The organism is Dickeya sp. Secpp 1600, assembly GCF_003049805.1.
Lineage (GTDB): Bacteria > Pseudomonadota > Gammaproteobacteria > Enterobacterales > Enterobacteriaceae > Dickeya > Dickeya fangzhongdai.
The window spans coordinates 3,004,346-3,020,321 of sequence record NZ_CP023484.1 but is presented as its reverse complement, the minus strand read 5'-3'; the positions used below and the strand labels follow the sequence as shown (position 1 = coordinate 3,020,321).

15 protein-coding genes are annotated in these 15,976 nt (G+C 56.5%); 10 read left to right on the top strand and 5 right to left on the bottom strand.

The window, feature by feature from the left end; translation table 11 throughout:
- Nucleotides 1-6: 6 nt before the first annotated feature.
- Both rnt and gloA read right to left on the bottom strand, forming a co-directional pair.
- Nucleotides 7-684 (bottom strand): ribonuclease T, encoded by a 678-nt coding sequence (rnt, locus tag CPA59_RS13445; protein WP_038919415.1) that lies wholly within the window; start codon nt 682-684, stop codon nt 7-9.
- 141 nt (nt 685-825) lie between these two features.
- Nucleotides 826-1,233: a lactoylglutathione lyase gene (gloA, locus tag CPA59_RS13440; RefSeq protein WP_038921020.1), complete on the bottom strand. Its 408-nt coding sequence runs from the start codon at nt 1,231-1,233 to the stop codon at nt 826-828.
- Nucleotides 1,234-1,497: 264 nt separating this feature from the next.
- Between gloA and CPA59_RS13435 the strand changes: the two genes are divergently transcribed.
- Together CPA59_RS13435 and slyA are read left to right on the top strand one after the other, a co-directional pair.
- Nucleotides 1,498-1,737 (top strand): DUF1289 domain-containing protein, encoded by a 240-nt coding sequence (locus CPA59_RS13435; RefSeq protein ID WP_071605209.1) that lies wholly within the window; start codon nt 1,498-1,500, stop codon nt 1,735-1,737.
- 173 nt (nt 1,738-1,910) lie between these two features.
- Complete coding sequence (gene slyA / locus CPA59_RS13430; RefSeq protein WP_038919414.1) at nt 1,911-2,348, top strand: transcriptional regulator SlyA; 438 nt, start codon at nt 1,911-1,913, stop codon at nt 2,346-2,348.
- A 411-nt stretch (nt 2,349-2,759) separates the two neighbouring features.
- Here slyA and CPA59_RS13425 read toward each other — a convergent pair whose 3' ends face one another.
- Nucleotides 2,760-3,227 carry a glycine zipper 2TM domain-containing protein gene (locus CPA59_RS13425; RefSeq protein ID WP_013318322.1) on the bottom strand — a complete coding sequence of 156 codons (468 nt, stop codon included), beginning with the start codon at nt 3,225-3,227 and terminating at the stop codon, nt 2,760-2,762.
- Nucleotides 3,228-3,571: 344 nt separating this feature from the next.
- On the opposite strand from CPA59_RS13425, the gene anmK reads away from it, so the two are divergent.
- From anmK to pdxY, 5 genes are all read left to right on the top strand, one after another.
- Complete coding sequence (gene anmK, locus CPA59_RS13420) at nt 3,572-4,684, top strand: anhydro-N-acetylmuramic acid kinase (RefSeq protein WP_107759673.1); 1,113 nt, start codon at nt 3,572-3,574, stop codon at nt 4,682-4,684.
- 106 nt (nt 4,685-4,790) lie between these two features.
- On the top strand, nt 4,791-5,096 hold the full coding sequence (locus CPA59_RS13415; protein WP_049855130.1) for an MliC family protein: 306 nt from the start codon (nt 4,791-4,793) through the stop codon (nt 5,094-5,096).
- 97 nt (nt 5,097-5,193) lie between these two features.
- Entirely contained in the window at nt 5,194-5,946 is a 753-nt protein-coding gene (gene pdxH / locus CPA59_RS13410; protein WP_245167367.1) for a pyridoxamine 5'-phosphate oxidase, read from the top strand.
- A gap of 137 nt (nt 5,947-6,083) precedes the next feature.
- Nucleotides 6,084-7,361, top strand: coding sequence for a tyrosine--tRNA ligase (gene tyrS / locus CPA59_RS13405; RefSeq protein ID WP_038669566.1), 1,278 nt, complete (start codon nt 6,084-6,086; stop codon nt 7,359-7,361).
- Between the two features lie 200 nt (nt 7,362-7,561).
- The gene (gene pdxY / locus CPA59_RS13400) at nt 7,562-8,422 is read left to right on the top strand and encodes a pyridoxal kinase PdxY (protein WP_107760846.1); all 861 of its coding nucleotides are present in this window, start codon (nt 7,562-7,564) and stop codon (nt 8,420-8,422) included.
- Nucleotides 8,423-8,496: 74 nt separating this feature from the next.
- Here pdxY and gstA read toward each other — a convergent pair whose 3' ends face one another.
- Nucleotides 8,497-9,111 carry a glutathione transferase GstA gene (gene gstA / locus CPA59_RS13395; RefSeq protein WP_038919410.1) on the bottom strand — a complete coding sequence of 205 codons (615 nt, stop codon included), beginning with the start codon at nt 9,109-9,111 and terminating at the stop codon, nt 8,497-8,499.
- A 454-nt stretch (nt 9,112-9,565) separates the two neighbouring features.
- Between gstA and acnA the strand changes: the two genes are divergently transcribed.
- The gene (gene acnA / locus CPA59_RS13390; RefSeq protein WP_107759671.1) at nt 9,566-12,250 is read left to right on the top strand and encodes an aconitate hydratase AcnA; all 2,685 of its coding nucleotides are present in this window, start codon (nt 9,566-9,568) and stop codon (nt 12,248-12,250) included.
- 404 nt (nt 12,251-12,654) lie between these two features.
- Nucleotides 12,655-14,274, top strand: a complete 1,620-nt coding sequence (locus tag CPA59_RS13385) for an ABC transporter substrate-binding protein (protein WP_107759669.1) — start codon at nt 12,655-12,657, stop codon at nt 14,272-14,274.
- 58 nt (nt 14,275-14,332) lie between these two features.
- Here CPA59_RS13385 and ribA read toward each other — a convergent pair whose 3' ends face one another.
- Nucleotides 14,333-14,926 (bottom strand): GTP cyclohydrolase II, encoded by a 594-nt coding sequence (gene ribA / locus CPA59_RS13380; RefSeq protein ID WP_038668276.1) that lies wholly within the window; start codon nt 14,924-14,926, stop codon nt 14,333-14,335.
- Between the two features lie 255 nt (nt 14,927-15,181).
- Here ribA and pgpB point away from each other — a divergent pair, with 255 nt between their 5' ends.
- Nucleotides 15,182-15,952 (top strand): phosphatidylglycerophosphatase B, encoded by a 771-nt coding sequence (pgpB, locus tag CPA59_RS13375; protein ID WP_049855133.1) that lies wholly within the window; start codon nt 15,182-15,184, stop codon nt 15,950-15,952.
- The last annotated feature ends 24 nt before the right edge of the window (nt 15,953-15,976 follow it).

The window sequence follows — 15,976 nt, the reverse complement described above, 5'->3', positions numbered from 1 at the left end:
GCAGCCTTACTCTTCACTGCCGACAGCCAACGACGCTTCGGTATCGGTTCCCGATGCCAGCGGCCAGCCGCCCATACGCTTCCAGCGATTGACCAGTTCACAAAACAGTTGCGCTGTCCGTTCGGTGTCATAGAGCGCCGAGTGCGCCTGGCTGGCGTCGAATGGGATCTCCGCCGCAATGCAGGCTTTAGCCAGCACCGTCTGCCCCAGCACCAGCCCGCTGAGCGCGGCGGTGTCAAAGGTGGCGAAAGGGTGGAATGGGTTGCGCTTCAGGCCGCAGCGTTCTGCCGCCGCCATCAGAAAGCTGTGATCGAAGGTCGCGTTATGAGCCACGATGATGCCGCGATTACAGTTCTGATCTTTGATTCCCTTACGCACGGCCTTGAAGATTTCATGCAGCGCTTCATATTCGCTCACCGCGCCACGCAATGGGTTGGCAGGGTCGATGCCGTTGAAGGCCAGCGCTTCGGGCCGCAGGATAGCGCCTTCAAACGGTTCGATGTGAAAATGCAAGGTTTCGTCCGGCTGTAACCAACCGCTTTCATCCATTTTCAGCGTTACGGCTGCAATTTCCAGCAGCGCATCGGTTTTCGCGTTGAACCCGGCGGTTTCCACATCGATAACAACAGGGTAAAAGCCACGAAAACGCGCGTTCAGGGCGTTCAGGTTATTTTTCTCAGCCATTCGTTTCTTATTTCTTCAGTAACATGCAGTGCGCATTATGGCAAATTCCGGCGGGGGATGCAGCAGCCGTGCATGACGGCGAATAACCGTTCCCCCGAAAGACAGGCGCCTGTCGGCACCTGGACAGCAAAGGCGGGATGATCAGTTGCCCAGTCCCTGACCGGCCTGTGAACGTTCGATCAGCTCGATCTTGTAACCGTCGGGGTCTTCAACGAAGGCGATAACAGTGGTGCCGCCTTTGACCGGGCCTGCTTCACGGGTAACTTTGCCGCCGGCCTGACGGATACGTTCGCAGGCGCCCGCTACGTCATCCACGCCCAAGGCAATGTGACCGAAGGCGGTGCCCAGGTCATAGCTTTCCACGCCCCAGTTGTAGGTCAGTTCGATCACTGCGCCTTCGCTTTCCTCGGTATAGCCGACAAATGCCAGAGAATATTTGTATTCCGGATTGTCGCTGGTGCGCAGCAGGCGCATGCCCAGTACCTTGGTGTAAAAATCGATAGCGCGCTGCAGGTCGCCAACGCGTAGCATGGTATGAAGTAAACGCATAATGACCCCTATTTTGATCAGTGGGTTAACCGTCATGGGCGATATCGGTTGTGTTCCGTTACCGCCTGAAATAACAGGGCCTGAGTATAACGTCGTTGCCGGGGGGAGTCCAAACCTGTGGTCGGGCGCCGCTTTTCAGGCGCGGTTGCTGAAAAAAAGACGTGATAAGCGGGAAAATAGTAGTTAATTGCGCGCTAACGTTACGGAAAGCTTGCCAGTGACGGCAATCAAGGTTTCAATAAAGACGTCAGATGAGGAGGTCCTGTGGCTGAGCAGCTCGAACTTTTTCCTGTTCCCAACCCTTGCCGGGGTATCTGCCAGGCGGATGACCGGGGCTTCTGTCGTGGTTGTTTTCGAAGCCGCAGCGAGCGCTTTAATTGGGGAACGATGAGCGATGCGCAAAAACAGGATGTGCTGCGTTTGTGTCGGCAAAGGATGAAACGTTCGCAGCGAAGTGAAAAAAATTCAGCGCCCTCCGAGCCGGATCAACCAGCCTTGTTTTAACCGGCACGGTGATATTTAATGATATAAATTAAGTTCAAGATCATTTTTAATTAATTATTATTTGCTAGAATAGATTGATAACAATAAGACATTTTTTATTAGACTTTCGTTTTAAATCAGAGTTGATTGCAATCCAGGGAAGTTGCTTAGTATGCTAACTATAAGGAGAAGTGATGGAATTGCCGTTAGGTTCTGATTTAGCCCGGTTGGTTCGTGTATGGCGCGCTTTGATTGATCATCGATTAAAGCCTCTGGAACTCACGCAGACGCACTGGGTCACGCTGCATAATATTCACCAACTGCCTCCGGGGCAGTCCCAAATTCAGCTAGCCAAAGCGATAGGAATAGAACAGCCTTCGCTGGTGCGTACGTTGGATCAGCTTGAAGACAAGGGGTTAATTACCCGGCACATTTGTGCCCACGACCGACGCGCCAAGCGTATTCTGCTAACAGATATGGCGGATCCTATCATTCAGGCTGTTAATGACGTTATTGATCAGACACGCAGCGAAATATTAAATGGTATTACCCCGGAAGAAGTGGATGAGTTGGCCACTATTATCTCCCGGCTGGAAAAAAACATTTTGGCATTACATGAGAGTCAGTCTTAATTAATAGAAAAAGTAAATGTTTTGGCGGGCGAATTCGAATTCCAGGCAACATATACTTTAAATAATTCGCATTGCAGGATAAAACGCTCTCGTTTTGAACAATACAAAGCGTTGGCCCTTCAGGGTAAGGCACATTATGAGCCTTGCAACGCGACGATCGGTCAAATTCTCAGGAACTTGCATAAGTAAATGACTGGGATGAACGGCAACGTCGCCGGAAGCAGGGTTGAATGTGGCTTGTCGCAGCCCTTAAGGGCGAGGCCCACGGATGGGCTGAGTAATAAAGTCGGCGTACCTGCAACTCGAAATATGACAAGTATATGGCGTGAATGATGGTTATCTGGATATATCGAGCCGAATTGATGACATTAGACAATCACCACCCGGCGGGTGGTGATTGATAATCTAATCTTAGCGCGGAGAGACGGTGATGGAACGGCCGTTGCTGGCCATTGCCACACGTTGTCCAGCGTGGAATTTGGTATCGCCCTGTTTTTGCACCACCATGATGGTGCTGCCGTCGTCTTTACGGATTTCCAGCTCTACACCCTGAACGCGGTTGACCGCGCCTTCAATGCTGTTACCGGCAACGCCACCGGCAACCGCGCCTGCGGCTGTCGCCAGATTACGGCCGGTACCGCGACCGACGGTATTACCGACCAGCCCGCCCAGTACGGCGCCGCCGAGGGTGCCGATGACGTTACTGTCTTCACCGGCCTGAATCTGTACCGGACGAGTGGAGACAACGGTGCCGTAGGTTACAGTCTGAACCTGCTTGGCTTCGGATGCACTGTAAACGTCTCCTGACAGGGTGCTGGTATTGGCGCAGCCAGCCAGTGTGATACCTGCTAAAGTGATCACGAGAAAACGTTTCATCATAGAAAGACTCCTGTTATAGCTGTGTCTGTGTCGGGGGCGCAGCCTAAGCCGACGAATTATCTATTGTCACATCATGGTGTGGTCGAACGCACCATTCTACTGTTTCAATTGATGTTAAGGATAGAATAGCGCGCCTAAATTGATAATAAACGCGCTATAAAGTTCCCTGTGAATCCCGCTTTTTCTGAAAAACCGTGTCAAATGGCGATTTTTTACCTACGCTGGCATCAGTCTGACAAAAAAGACAAAATCTAAAGCCAATATACCGACAACGCGCCTGAATCGCCTGGTCATTTGAGGCCATTTCGTGACAGACGGTCATTTTACAAAACAAAGGTAATCCGATGAGGTCTGGAAGATATATTGGTGTGATGTCCGGCACCAGTCTGGATGGTGTCGACGTGGTGCTGGCCGCCATCGATGAGCACACCGTCGCACAGCAAGCCAGTTATTGCCACCCGATTCCGCCGGCGATTCGCCAGACGATACTGAGCATGAACCAGGGGCAGGCCGTGACGCTCTCCGAATTAGGGCGACTGGATACCCGGCTCGGGGCGCTGTTTGCCGAAGCAGTACAGGCGCTGCTGCGTCAGACCGGGTTGAGCGCGAGCGAGATTACCGCGATTGGCTGTCATGGACAGACGGTCTGGCATGAGCCGGACGGCGACGCGCCTTGCACCATGCAAATTGGCGATTGCAACCGTATCGCCGCGGTGACCGGCATCACTACGGTCGGCGATTTTCGCCGCCGCGACATGGCGTTGGGCGGGCAGGGTGCGCCGCTGGTGCCGGTGTTCCATCACGCGCTGTTGCAGCATCCGGTGGAGCGGCGAATTGTGCTGAATATCGGCGGGATCGCCAATATTTCGGTGCTGGTGCCGGGGCGCCCGGTAAAAGGCTATGACACCGGACCGGGCAATATGCTGCTGGATGCCTGGGTGTGGCGCAACCGGGCGCAGCCGTACGATAAAGACGCCGCCTGGGCGTTAACCGGCCAGGTGGATAACGCGTTGCTGAGCCACATGCTGTCCGATCCCTATTTCGGCTTACCGGCGCCCAAGAGCACCGGACGCGAGTATTTCAATCTGGCGTGGCTGGAAAGACAACTGGCGGCTTTTCCTCGTCTGCGGCCGGAAGATGTGCAGGCCACGCTGGTGGCGCTGAGCGCGGAAACCATCGCCGGGCAAGTGTTGCTGACCGGCGGCTGCGAACGTGTGCTGGTATGCGGCGGCGGAGCGCGCAATCCGCTGCTGATGAGTCAGCTGTCGGCGCGTCTGCCGGGCATTGAGGTCAGCGCGACCGACAATTTCGGCATTCGTGGCGATGATATGGAGGCGCTGGCGTTCGCCTGGCTGGCGTTCCGCACCCTGTCGGGGTTGCCGGGCAACTTGCCGTCCGTGACCGGCGCCAGCCGAGAAACCGTACTGGGCGCCATTTATCCGGCGATGATCGTGTAATCGGATTTTGCCGAGAGGTCCGTCAGCGGTCTGTTGATAGACTGCTCCGTTATTGGATTTATCTGGATGGGATGCCGGGATCCGCTAATAACAGGAGAAAAATAGAATGAAACCACTGCTGATTGCCGGTGTAGTGCTGTTAAGCGGCTGCGCTTACTTAATGCCGGCCGCGAAGCCGCAGACCTTGCACTACCAGTGCGGCACCATGCCGCTCACCGTCACCCTGAACCCCGGCCCGCAGAGCGACAGCGTGACTTTCCTGCTGGATGGCGAATCTCACACGCTGCCTCAGGTGCCCGCCGCGTCGGGCACGCGTTACAGCGATGACCGATACGCTTTCTGGAGTAAGGGAAATCAGGCGTTTATCGTGCGGGGCGATAGAATCATCGTCAATGATTGTGTGTTGAAGTAATCCGTGTCCATGCCGTTGCGGGCGTTGAGATTTTGGCGACGCGAGCGCAGAATGAGTCCTCTCTATTTCTCGCCCGGTTAGGCAACGGCAGGACCTCATGACCACAGAACACGATGATGCGCACACCCCTGACACCCGAAACCGCGTTGCGATCGCGCCCGGTGAAAATATTGCTTCCGGTGAAAACATTACTTCCGGTGAAAACATCGCCGCTATCGATATCGCCGATTTACGGCGCGAATATACACGTGGCGGGCTACGTCGCCACGATCTGACCGACAACCCGCTCGACCTGTTTGAACGCTGGCTAAAGCAGGCTTGCGAAGCGCAACTGGCGGATCCTACCGCGATGTGTGTGGCGACGGTCGACGAGCAGGGCCAGCCTTATCAGCGTATCGTGCTGCTGAAACACTATGATGAAAAAGGCATGGTGTTCTATACCAATATGGGCAGCCGCAAGGCGCAGCAACTGGCGGTGAATTCCCGTATCAGCCTGCTGTTTCCCTGGCACATGCTGGAGCGTCAGGTCATCGTGCTGGGCAAGGCGGAAAAACTGCCGATGCTGGACGTGATGAAGTATTTCCACAGCCGGCCGCGCGACAGCCAGATCGGCGCCTGGGTTTCAAAACAGTCAAGCCGTATCTCCGCCCGCAGCATGCTGGAAAGCAAGTTCTTCGAGATGAAGCAAAAGTTCCAGCAGGGCGAGATTCCGTTGCCGAGTTTCTGGGGCGGATTCCGCGTCACTATCGAGTCGATGGAATTCTGGCAGGGCGGCGAGCACCGCCTGCACGATCGTTTTCTGTACCAGCGCGAGAGCGATGGCTGGACAATCGACCGGCTGGCGCCCTAAATCACCGGAATTTGTTGCGCTAAGCGCTGGCACTCCCGGTGTCGGCGCTTTATTCTATGTCACCCTGAATTTTTCTTTCGCCAAAGAGGCGAAAAGTCGTGTACCGGCAAAGGTGCAGTCGTTTATACATGGAGACTTTGATGGCAAGCAATCTGATTCAACAATTGCAAGAGCGGGGCCTGGTGGCCCAGGTAACGGACGAGGGCGCGTTAGCAGAGCGACTGGCGCAGGGGCCAATTGCACTGTATTGCGGCTTTGATCCGACTGCCGACAGCTTGCATTTGGGACATCTGGTGCCACTGCTGTGCCTGAAACGCTTTCAGATGGCCGGTCACAAACCGGTGGCGCTGGTGGGCGGCGCGACGGGGCTTATCGGCGATCCGAGTTTCAAAGCCGCCGAGCGTAAGCTGAATACCGAAGATACGGTGCAGGAGTGGGTGGAAAAGATCCGCCGTCAGGCGGCGCCGTTCCTGGATTTCGACTGCGGCGACAACAGCGCCGTGGCGGCCAACAACTATGACTGGTTCGGCTCCATGAACGTGCTGACGTTTCTGCGCGATATCGGCAAGCACTTCTCCGTCAACCAGATGATCAACAAAGAAGCGGTCAAACAGCGCCTGAACCGGGACGATGTGGGTATTTCGTTCACCGAATTCTCCTACAACCTGCTGCAGGGCTATGACTTCGCCTCGCTGAACGCGCTGCACGGCGTGGAGTTGCAGATTGGCGGTTCCGACCAGTGGGGCAACATCACCTCCGGGATCGACCTGACCCGCCGTCTGCATCAGAAACAGGTATTCGGCCTGACCGTTCCGTTGATCACCAAGTCTGACGGCACCAAGTTCGGCAAAACCGAAAGCGGCGCGGTATGGCTGGATCCGAAGAAAACCAGTCCGTACAAGTTCTACCAGTTCTGGATCAACACCGCTGACGCTGACGTATACCGGTTCCTGAAATTCTTCACCTTCCTCGACATTGAAACGATTAATGCGCTGGAAGAGGAAGACAAGAACAGCGGCGTGGCGCCGCGCGCTCAGTATGTGCTGGCGGAAGAAGTGACCCGTCTGGTGCACGGCGAAGAGGGATTGACCGCGGCCAAGCGCATCACCCAGAGTCTGTTTAATGGCAACCTGAGCGACCTGACCGAAGCGGATTTCGCGCAGCTGGCGCAGGACGGCGTGCCGATGGTTGAGCTGGCGACAGGTGCTGACCTGCAGCAGGCGCTGGTGGATTCTGAATTGCAGCCTTCCCGTGGACAGGCGCGCAAGACCATCGCTTCCAACGCCATTACTATCAACGGCGAGAAGCAGTCGGATCCGGAATACGCTTTCACGGGCGCCGACCGTCTGTTCGGCCGTTACACCCTGCTGCGCCGGGGCAAGAAAAACTATTGTCTGGTCTGCTGGAAAGACTGATTGATCCATCAAAGGGAGCGAAATGCTCCCTTTGTTTTTAGGCGAGTTCCCCACCATGATGGGCGACGGGCCGACAACACCGGATAGTGCCGTATCGGTTACGCGCCGAGCGGCGCAACAAAAGCAACACGCGGTTTTATAGCAAGCTGCTTTATAAAAACAAGCACATCGCATTTGAGCAGGCAAGGGTAGTCACTTTCATGAAAAACATACTGTCGATTCAGTCTCACGTGGTTTTCGGTCATGCCGGCAACAGCGCGGCGGAGTTTCCCATGCGCCGGATGGGCGTGAATGTCTGGCCGTTGAATACCGTGCAATTTTCCAACCATACCCAATATGGTCAGTGGACCGGCTGCGTGATGCCCGCCGAGCATCTGACCGAGATTGCTCAGGGCATCAGTAATATCGATCATCTGAAGGACTGCGATGCAGTATTGAGCGGGTATATCGGTTCGCCGGAGCAGGGCGGGCATATTCTGGAAGTGGTACGCCGGGTGAAAGCCGCCAATCCGCGCGCCATCTACTTCTGCGACCCGGTAATGGGGACGCCGGAAAAAGGTTGTATCGTACCGGCGGGCGTGACCGATTTTCACTGTAATCAGTCACTGCTGGCGAGCGATATGATTGCCCCCAACCTGCCGGAGCTGGAACTGCTGAGCGGCCGCAGCGTGCATACGGTGGATGAGGCGGTGCAGGCCAGCCGCGAGCTGTGCCGGCGCGGGCCGAAGCTGGTGCTGGTCAAGCATCTGAGCCGCGCTGCCGCCAGCAAGGACAGCTTTGAGATGCTGCTGGTGACGCCGGAAGATGCCTGGCATATCCAGCGTCCGCTGGTGGATTTCGGGCCGCGCCAGCCGGTTGGCGTGGGCGACCTGACCAGCGGTCTGCTGCTGGTGAATCTGCTGAAAGGCGTTGCGCCGGAAAAAGCGCTGGAACATACCACCGCGGCGGTCTATGAAGTGATGCTGGTGACGAAAGAAATGGAGCAGTACGAACTGCAACTGGTGGCGGCACAGGATGGCATTGTGCAGCCACGCCATCATTTCCAGGCCGTTCGTCTCTAAACGACCATCAGCTCAACAACGGGGCGTGGCGTCCCGTTGTGTTCCTCTGTCTTGTACCCTGCTATCAGGGGGCGTCAGTATTTGACGTCAAGCCCTTCCGCCGTCAGCGCTTTTTCCACCGCCGGCCGCCCGGATACTCGTTCCAGATAAGCCGTCAGCGCCGGGAACTGAATCAGGTCGAATTTCAGATCGTGCGCCCAGCGACAGATGGTGAACAGGTAGGCGTCGGCGACGCCAAAGCGGTTGCCCACCAGATAGTCGTGTTCGCTCAATACCTGGTTCAGATAGCGGAAACGTTGCTCCAGATAGCTTTTCAGCAAATCTTTGTACAGCTCCGGCGTGCCGGGGCGGAACAGCGGCGTGAAGGACTTGTGCAGTTCAGTGGAGATGTAAGCCAGCCACTCGATGGCGCGGTAATGATGAATCGTGCTGGACGGCGCGATCAGATTGTATTGTGGTGCTTTGTCCGCCAGATACAGGGCGATGGCAATGGTTTCCGTCAGAATGGTGCCGTCATCCAACGCCAGCGCCGGCACCAGGCCTTTCGGGTTGATCAGCAGGTAATCATCTCCCTGCTCGGTTTTTTTGGTGCGCAGGTCGACTTTCACCAGCGTGAACTTGGTCCGGGTCTCGTGCAGAATAATGTGAGGAAACAGTGAGCAACTTCCCGGTTTGTAATAGAGTTTCATTCGCCATTCCTTCAGTAAACGTCTTTGCGGTGAGTCGCAGTGTCAGGTAAAGGTGTTAACAACGGTAAACGTTTTCACACGATCGTGTAAATCATATTGCAATAAATCAGTAGGGCTGGCTGTGCGCGGCATCGCAAGATAAGAGTGCTGTGAAATCAACGTACTGCCGGGCCATCGCTTTCTCCCGACATCCTTGTCCAGGGATAAACTGTCTCCTTTCTGTTGTTATCGGTTGCATCACGGGAATATTCACTCTCGCGTGTGGCTTATCTTGCTATCCAATATGTTGCAAATGCGTTAATCACAGTTTGTGTTATCTTTAAATAAGCGATACCTATCGCCGTAAGGCGATGCAACACCGATGGTTTTTAGCCATCCGATCATTTTGCAGCCATATCTGTGTGGCGTTCGCTGACGTGTGTCCGCCGTGCAGGTTGCCTGTCGGGGAGAAATCATGTCATCTCAATCTTATCGTGATGCTTGTCTCGCTACCCTTACGGTCCACAAGCAAACTTACCAATACTGGCGTTTACCGCTGGCGGCGCAACGGCTGGGGAACCTTGATCGGCTACCCAAGTCGTTGAAGATTCTGCTGGAGAATCTGCTGCGCCATCTGGACGGCGACACGGTGCAGGAAGCCGATCTGCAGGCGCTGGCGGACTGGCAGCGCGACGGTCATGCGGACCGCGAAATCACTTTTCATCCCGCCAGAGTGCTGATGCAGGATTTTACCGGCGTGCCGGCGGTGGTAGATCTGGCGGCGATGCGCGACGCGGTGCAGCGGCTGGGCGGGCAGGTCAGCCGGGTGAATCCGTTGACGCCGGTGGATCTGGTCATCGACCATTCGGTCACGGTGGATCATTTCGGCGATGAACACGCGCTGGTGGAAAACACTCGTCTGGAGATGACCCGCAACCACGAGCGTTACGCTTTTCTGCGCTGGGGACAAAAAGCCTTCCGGCATTTTCGCGTAGTACCGCCGGGCACCGGTATCTGCCATCAGGTCAATCTGGAGTATCTGGCGAAGGCGGTCTGGAGTCGGCAGCAGGACGATGTGCTGCTGGCTTACCCGGATACGCTGGTCGGCACCGATTCGCACACCACCATGATCAATGGGCTTGGCGTGCTGGGCTGGGGCGTCGGCGGTATCGAGGCGGAAGCGGCGATGCTGGGTCAGCCGGTTTCGATGCTGATCCCCGATGTGGTCGGGGTGCGGTTGAGCGGTAAATTGCGCGAAGGCATCACCGCCACCGATTTAGTGCTGACGGTGACCCAGATGCTGCGCCAGCACGGCGTGGTGGGGAAATTTGTCGAATTTTTCGGTGACGGTCTGGACCATCTGCCGCTGGCGGATCGCGCCACGTTGGCTAACATGGCGCCGGAGTACGGCGCTACCTGCGGTTTTTTTCCGATCGACGACATCACGCTGGATTACCTGCGGCTGACCAACCGCGGCGACGAGCAGGTCGCGCTGGTGGAGGCGTATTGCCGCGAGCAGGGCTTATGGCGTCATCCGGGCGATGAGCCGCGTTTCAGCAGTGTGCTGGAACTGGACATGGCGAGCGTTGAAACCAGCCTGGCCGGCCCCAAACGGCCGCAGGACCGGGTGACGCTGGCCGAGGCGCCGGGTGCGTTCAACGCCAGTCGGGAACTGGAGTTAACGACGGAAAACCGGGCGACCGTCGCACCGGCAACGCAGGAAAAGGACAAGCTGGCGCACGGCGCGGTGGTGATCGCCGCCATCACCTCCTGTACCAATACTTCGAACCCCAGCGTGTTGATTGCGGCGGGATTGCTGGCGCGGAATGCCGTCGCGCGCGGGCTGAAGGTTAAACCCTGGGTGAAAACCTCGCTGGCGCCCGGCTCCCGGGTGGTGTCAGACTATCTGGAACTGGCCAGGTTGACCGAACCGCTGGCGCAATTGGGTTTTCATCTGGTGGGATATGGTTGTACCACCTGCATCGGCAATTCCGGGCCGTTGCCGGAAGCCATCGAAAGCGCCATTCGTGAGGATGACCTGACCGTGGCGGCGGTGTTGTCCGGTAACCGTAACTTTGAAGGGCGCATTCATCCGCTGGTCAAAACCAACTGGCTGGCCTCGCCGCCGTTGGTGGTGGCCTACGCGCTGGCCGGGAACATGTCCCTGGACCTGACCCGCGATCCGCTGGGTGAGGACGCGCAGGGGCAGCCGGTTTATCTGCGCGATATCTGGCCGTCTGCCGACGCGGTGGCGGATACGGTACAGACGGTCAGCGCCGGGCTGTTCAGCAAAGCCTATGCGTCGGTGTTTGATGGCACACCCGAATGGCAGGCAATTGAGGTGGGCGAGGAGCAGACCTACCACTGGCCAGCGAACTCCACCTACATTCGGCGTACGCCGTTCTTCGACGATATGCAGAAAACACCCGCGCCGGTGCAGGATATTCGCGGCGCGCACATTCTGGCGATGCTGGGCGATTCGGTCACCACCGATCATATCTCGCCCGCAGGCAGCATCCGGCCTGACAGCCCGGCCGGGCGTTATCTGCAAGATCAGGGCGTCGCGCCGCCGGCGTTTAACGCTTACGGCGCGCGACGCGGCAACCATGAGGTGATGATGCGCGGCACCTTTGCCAATGTGCGCATCCGCAACGATATGGTGCCGGGCAAAGAGGGCGGTTTCACCCGGCATGTGCCGTCGCAGGAGGTGACAACGATCTATGACGCGGCGGTACGCTACCGCGAGCAGCACATACCACTGGCGGTGATCGCCGGGAAGGAGTATGGCTCGGGTTCCAGCCGCGACTGGGCAGCCAAAGGCCCGCGCCTGCTGGGCGTGCGGGTGGTGATTGCCGAGTCGTTTGAGCGTATTCACCGCTCTAACCTGATTGGAATGGGGATTTTGCCGCTGGAGTTTTTGAATGGCGAAAGCCGCAAAACGCTACACCTGACCGGCGACGAGCGGATTGAGGTCCTTGATCTGACAGACCTGACGCCGGGGGCGACGGTTGCGGTGACGATCACCCGACCGGATGGCGAGTCCCGGATGATTCAGACCCGCTGTCGTATCGATACCGCCACCGAACTGACCTATTTCCGCCATGACGGCATTTTGCACTACGTTATTCGCCGTATGCTTGGTGATTCGCCGCATACCTGATGCCTGAAAGGCCCCAGTCTTCTGTCTGCCATCAGCCTCCATCCGGGGGCTGATTTTTTTGCCATTGTGGCGGTGCCGCGGGAATTGTGCATTGCGCACTTGTACTGACCACTCGGATGCAGTATTAGTGTTTCATGGCTTAATGCCATGATTCATAACATAAAATTATCACACCCCAAATAGTTCGAGTTGTAGGATAAAACGCTCGCGTTTTGAGCAGCATATGCGTTGGTCCTTCAGGGCAAGGCGCATTACAAGCTTTGTAATGCGGCGACGCAGCGAATCCCCCGTGAGTTGGCGACAGACGTGAGTGGGGGAAGCAGCGTTGAACGCGGACCTGAGAAGGCGAGTCACCAAGCCAACGCACCTGTAACCTGAAGTATGGCGGGATAGAGGAGCAAGGAATGACGATAGACGAGGGTTGGCTGGCATCAATACTGGGTGTATTGAGCCTTACTGCGGTTTCGGTACAGGCGGCCGTGGTGCCTGCCGGCGTACAACTGGCGGATAAACAGGAACTGGTGCGCGCCAACGGTTCTGAACCCGCGTCGCTGGACCCGCATAAAGTGGAAAGCGACGTAGAAGGTAACCTGATCCACGATTTTTTCGAAAAACTGGTGTCGGTGCGCGATGACGGCACCGTGATGCCGGGCCTGGCGGATCGCTGGGAGAATAAAGATAACCAGGTCTGGACTTTCCATCTGCGCCCGGGGTTGAAATGGTCGGATGGTAGCCCGATCACCGCCGATGACGTGGTGTTCAGCTGGCAGCGTCTGGTGGATCCCAAAACATTGTCGCCGTACCAAACATATGTCAGCAGTATGCATGTGCTGAACGCCGCCGACATCATCGACGGCAAAAAGAGCCCGCAGGAACTGGGCATCAAGGCGCTGGACAAACAGACCGTACAGGTAACGCTGGATCAGCCGTTGTCCTATTTTCTGCCGATGGTGGATCACTATGTGATGATCACCGTCCCTAAAGCGGCGATTGAGAAATTCGGCGACAAGTGGACCCAGACCGCCAATTTTGTCGGCAGCGGCCCGTTTATTCCCTCCGAGTGGGTGGTTAACGAGCGCATCACCGCCAAGCGTAACCCCAACTATTGGGACAATGCCCACACCGTGCTGAACAAGGTGACGTATCTGGTGATTGTCTCCAACACCGCCGAAGTGAACCGCTATAAAGCCGGGGAAGTGGACGCGACTTACACTATGCCCAATCAGTTGTTTAAATCGCTGAAAGAAGAATTGCCGAATGAAGTGAAAGTCACGCCTTATCTCTCAACTTACCTCTACCGCTTCAATACTCAGAAACCGCCGTTTAATGACGCACGAGTCAGACGCGCGCTGGATCTGGCGCTGGATAAGAGCGTGATTGCCGACAAGGTGCTGGGGCAAGGCCAGGTGCCGGCTTATAACTATGTGCCGCGCGGTATGGCCGGCTATACCAGCAACCAGCCGGAATGGGCCGCTTGGACGCAGCAGCAGCGCAATGCCGAAGCGAAAAAATTGCTGAAGGAAGCGGGCTACGACGAAAGCCATCCGCTGAAATTCCAGTTGCTGTACAACACCTCCGAATCGCACCAGAAGATCGCCATCGCCGCCGCGTCAATGTGGAAGCAGAATCTCGGCGCGGAAGCCACCTTGTTGAATCAGGAATGGAAAACGCTGCTGGATACCTCTCGTACCGGCAACTTCGAGGTGGTGAGAAGCTCCTGGGGCGCCGACTATAACGAGCCGACGACCTATTTCGATACCCTGCGCGCCAACGACAGCAACAACACCGGCAAATTCAATGATAAAGCCTATGATGAGGTGCTGGATAAAGCGGTGAAAGCGTCGTCGCTGGATGACCGCAGCACACTCTATCATCAGGCGGAGGCTATCCTGCAACAGCAGATGCCGCTGATCCCGATTTACTACTACGTGCGCAGCCAGATGGTGAAGCCGTATGTGGGCGGGTTCCAACCCGATTTGAAAGGGGATTACTACAGTAAGGATATTTACATTATCAAGCATTGATGATGACACGCCAGGCGGGCGACCGCCTGGCGAGATGGCACGTATTTGGTGATGATACTTATTCGGTGTCCAGCAGGTGGCCCATCTTGGCCGCTTTGGTCGCCAGATAATGCTCGTTTTTCGGGTTGCGGCCGACAATCAGCGGCACGCGCTCCACGATGTTGATGCCCGCTTCGCTCAGGATCGCCACCTTTTTCGGGTTGTTGGTGAGCAGGCGCACCGCTTCCACGTTCAACAGCTTGAACATGTCGGCGCACAGCGTGAAGTCACGCTCGTCAGCGGCAAAGCCCAGTTGATGGTTGGCTTCCACCGTGTCGGCGCCCTGATCCTGCAAGGCATAAGCCCGGATCTTGTTCAACAGCCCGATGTTGCGCCCTTCCTGACGGTGATACAGCAGTACGCCGCGTCCTTCTTCGGCAATGTGATTCAGGGCAGCTTCCAGTTGAAAACCGCAATCACAACGCAGGCTAAACAGTGCATCACCGGTCAAACATTCAGAGTGTACTCTGGCCAGTACTGGTTCGGGACTGGAAATATCGCCATAAACCAACGCCAGGTGATCGCGCCCGGTCGCCGTTTCCTCGAATCCTACCATCAGGAAATCGCCCCACGGGGTGGGTAGTTTGGCTTCCGCCACCCGTTTTAGCTGCATGTTAATCTCCAACGCATAAATGATGAATTCCCGTTCCTCACAGGAAGAGAATTACGTATCGACGTCACCGGGCTATAACCCCGGCAGCGGGGTGGTCAGCCGTTCGCTGACCGGTGGCTGAATGATTCGGGATAATCGTGGTGTCGTTGACATAACTGACAAGTATTTTACGTCATACTGACAACTGATGTCCCCTTTTTTGATAAAATTGTGAAAATTTTGTTCTAATATCCTGCTGAATTATAGGGAGAAATAATGCACGACCTGGTCAGACGCATTCTGATTGGCACAATATCATTGATGGTGTTGCCCGTGTTGGTCTGGACGACGGGATGGCAGTGGCAGCCGACCGTGTCGGGGTGGTGGCTTAAGCCCTTGTTCTGGATGACGGAAACCGTGTCGGCGCCCTGGGGAATACTGACCAGCGTGGTGTTGTCGGCCTGGTTTTTATGGTTGCTGCGGGTGCGTATTCGCCCGGCGTTGGTGTTGGTAGCGATACTGCTCGCCTGCGTGGCGCTGGGGCAGGGCGTTAAATCGGTCATGAAAAACTGGACGCAGGAAGCCCGGCCGTTCGTAGTCTGGCTGGAACAGGCGCACCAGGTGGATGACCGCTATTTTTATTCACTGCCGGCCAGCGCGCGCGCCAGCCTGTTGGAACAGCAACTGCAGCAGGAATCACAACTGCCGCCGTGGCAGCGTCAGCATTGGCAGGAACAGGCTGATTATTCTTTCCCGTCCGGTCATGCCATGTTTGCCGCTACCTGGGCGTTGCTGGCGGTAGGATTGCTGTGGACCCGACGTCATTATGTGACGGTATTGTTAACCATCTTGTGGGCGAACAGTGTTATCGGTAGTCGACTGGCGCTGGGGATGCACTGGCCGCAGGATTTGGCGACCGCCACCCTGATTAGCGCCGGGTTGGCGGTGGTTGCCGTGTGGCTGGCGCAGCGTTGGTGTGGTCCGTTGTTCGCCGCCGCTGTGCCGCAGGCCGCAACCTATCACAAGCCTGCACGCCCGGACGCCTGACCGGTCACGTTCGTCGAACAGAAA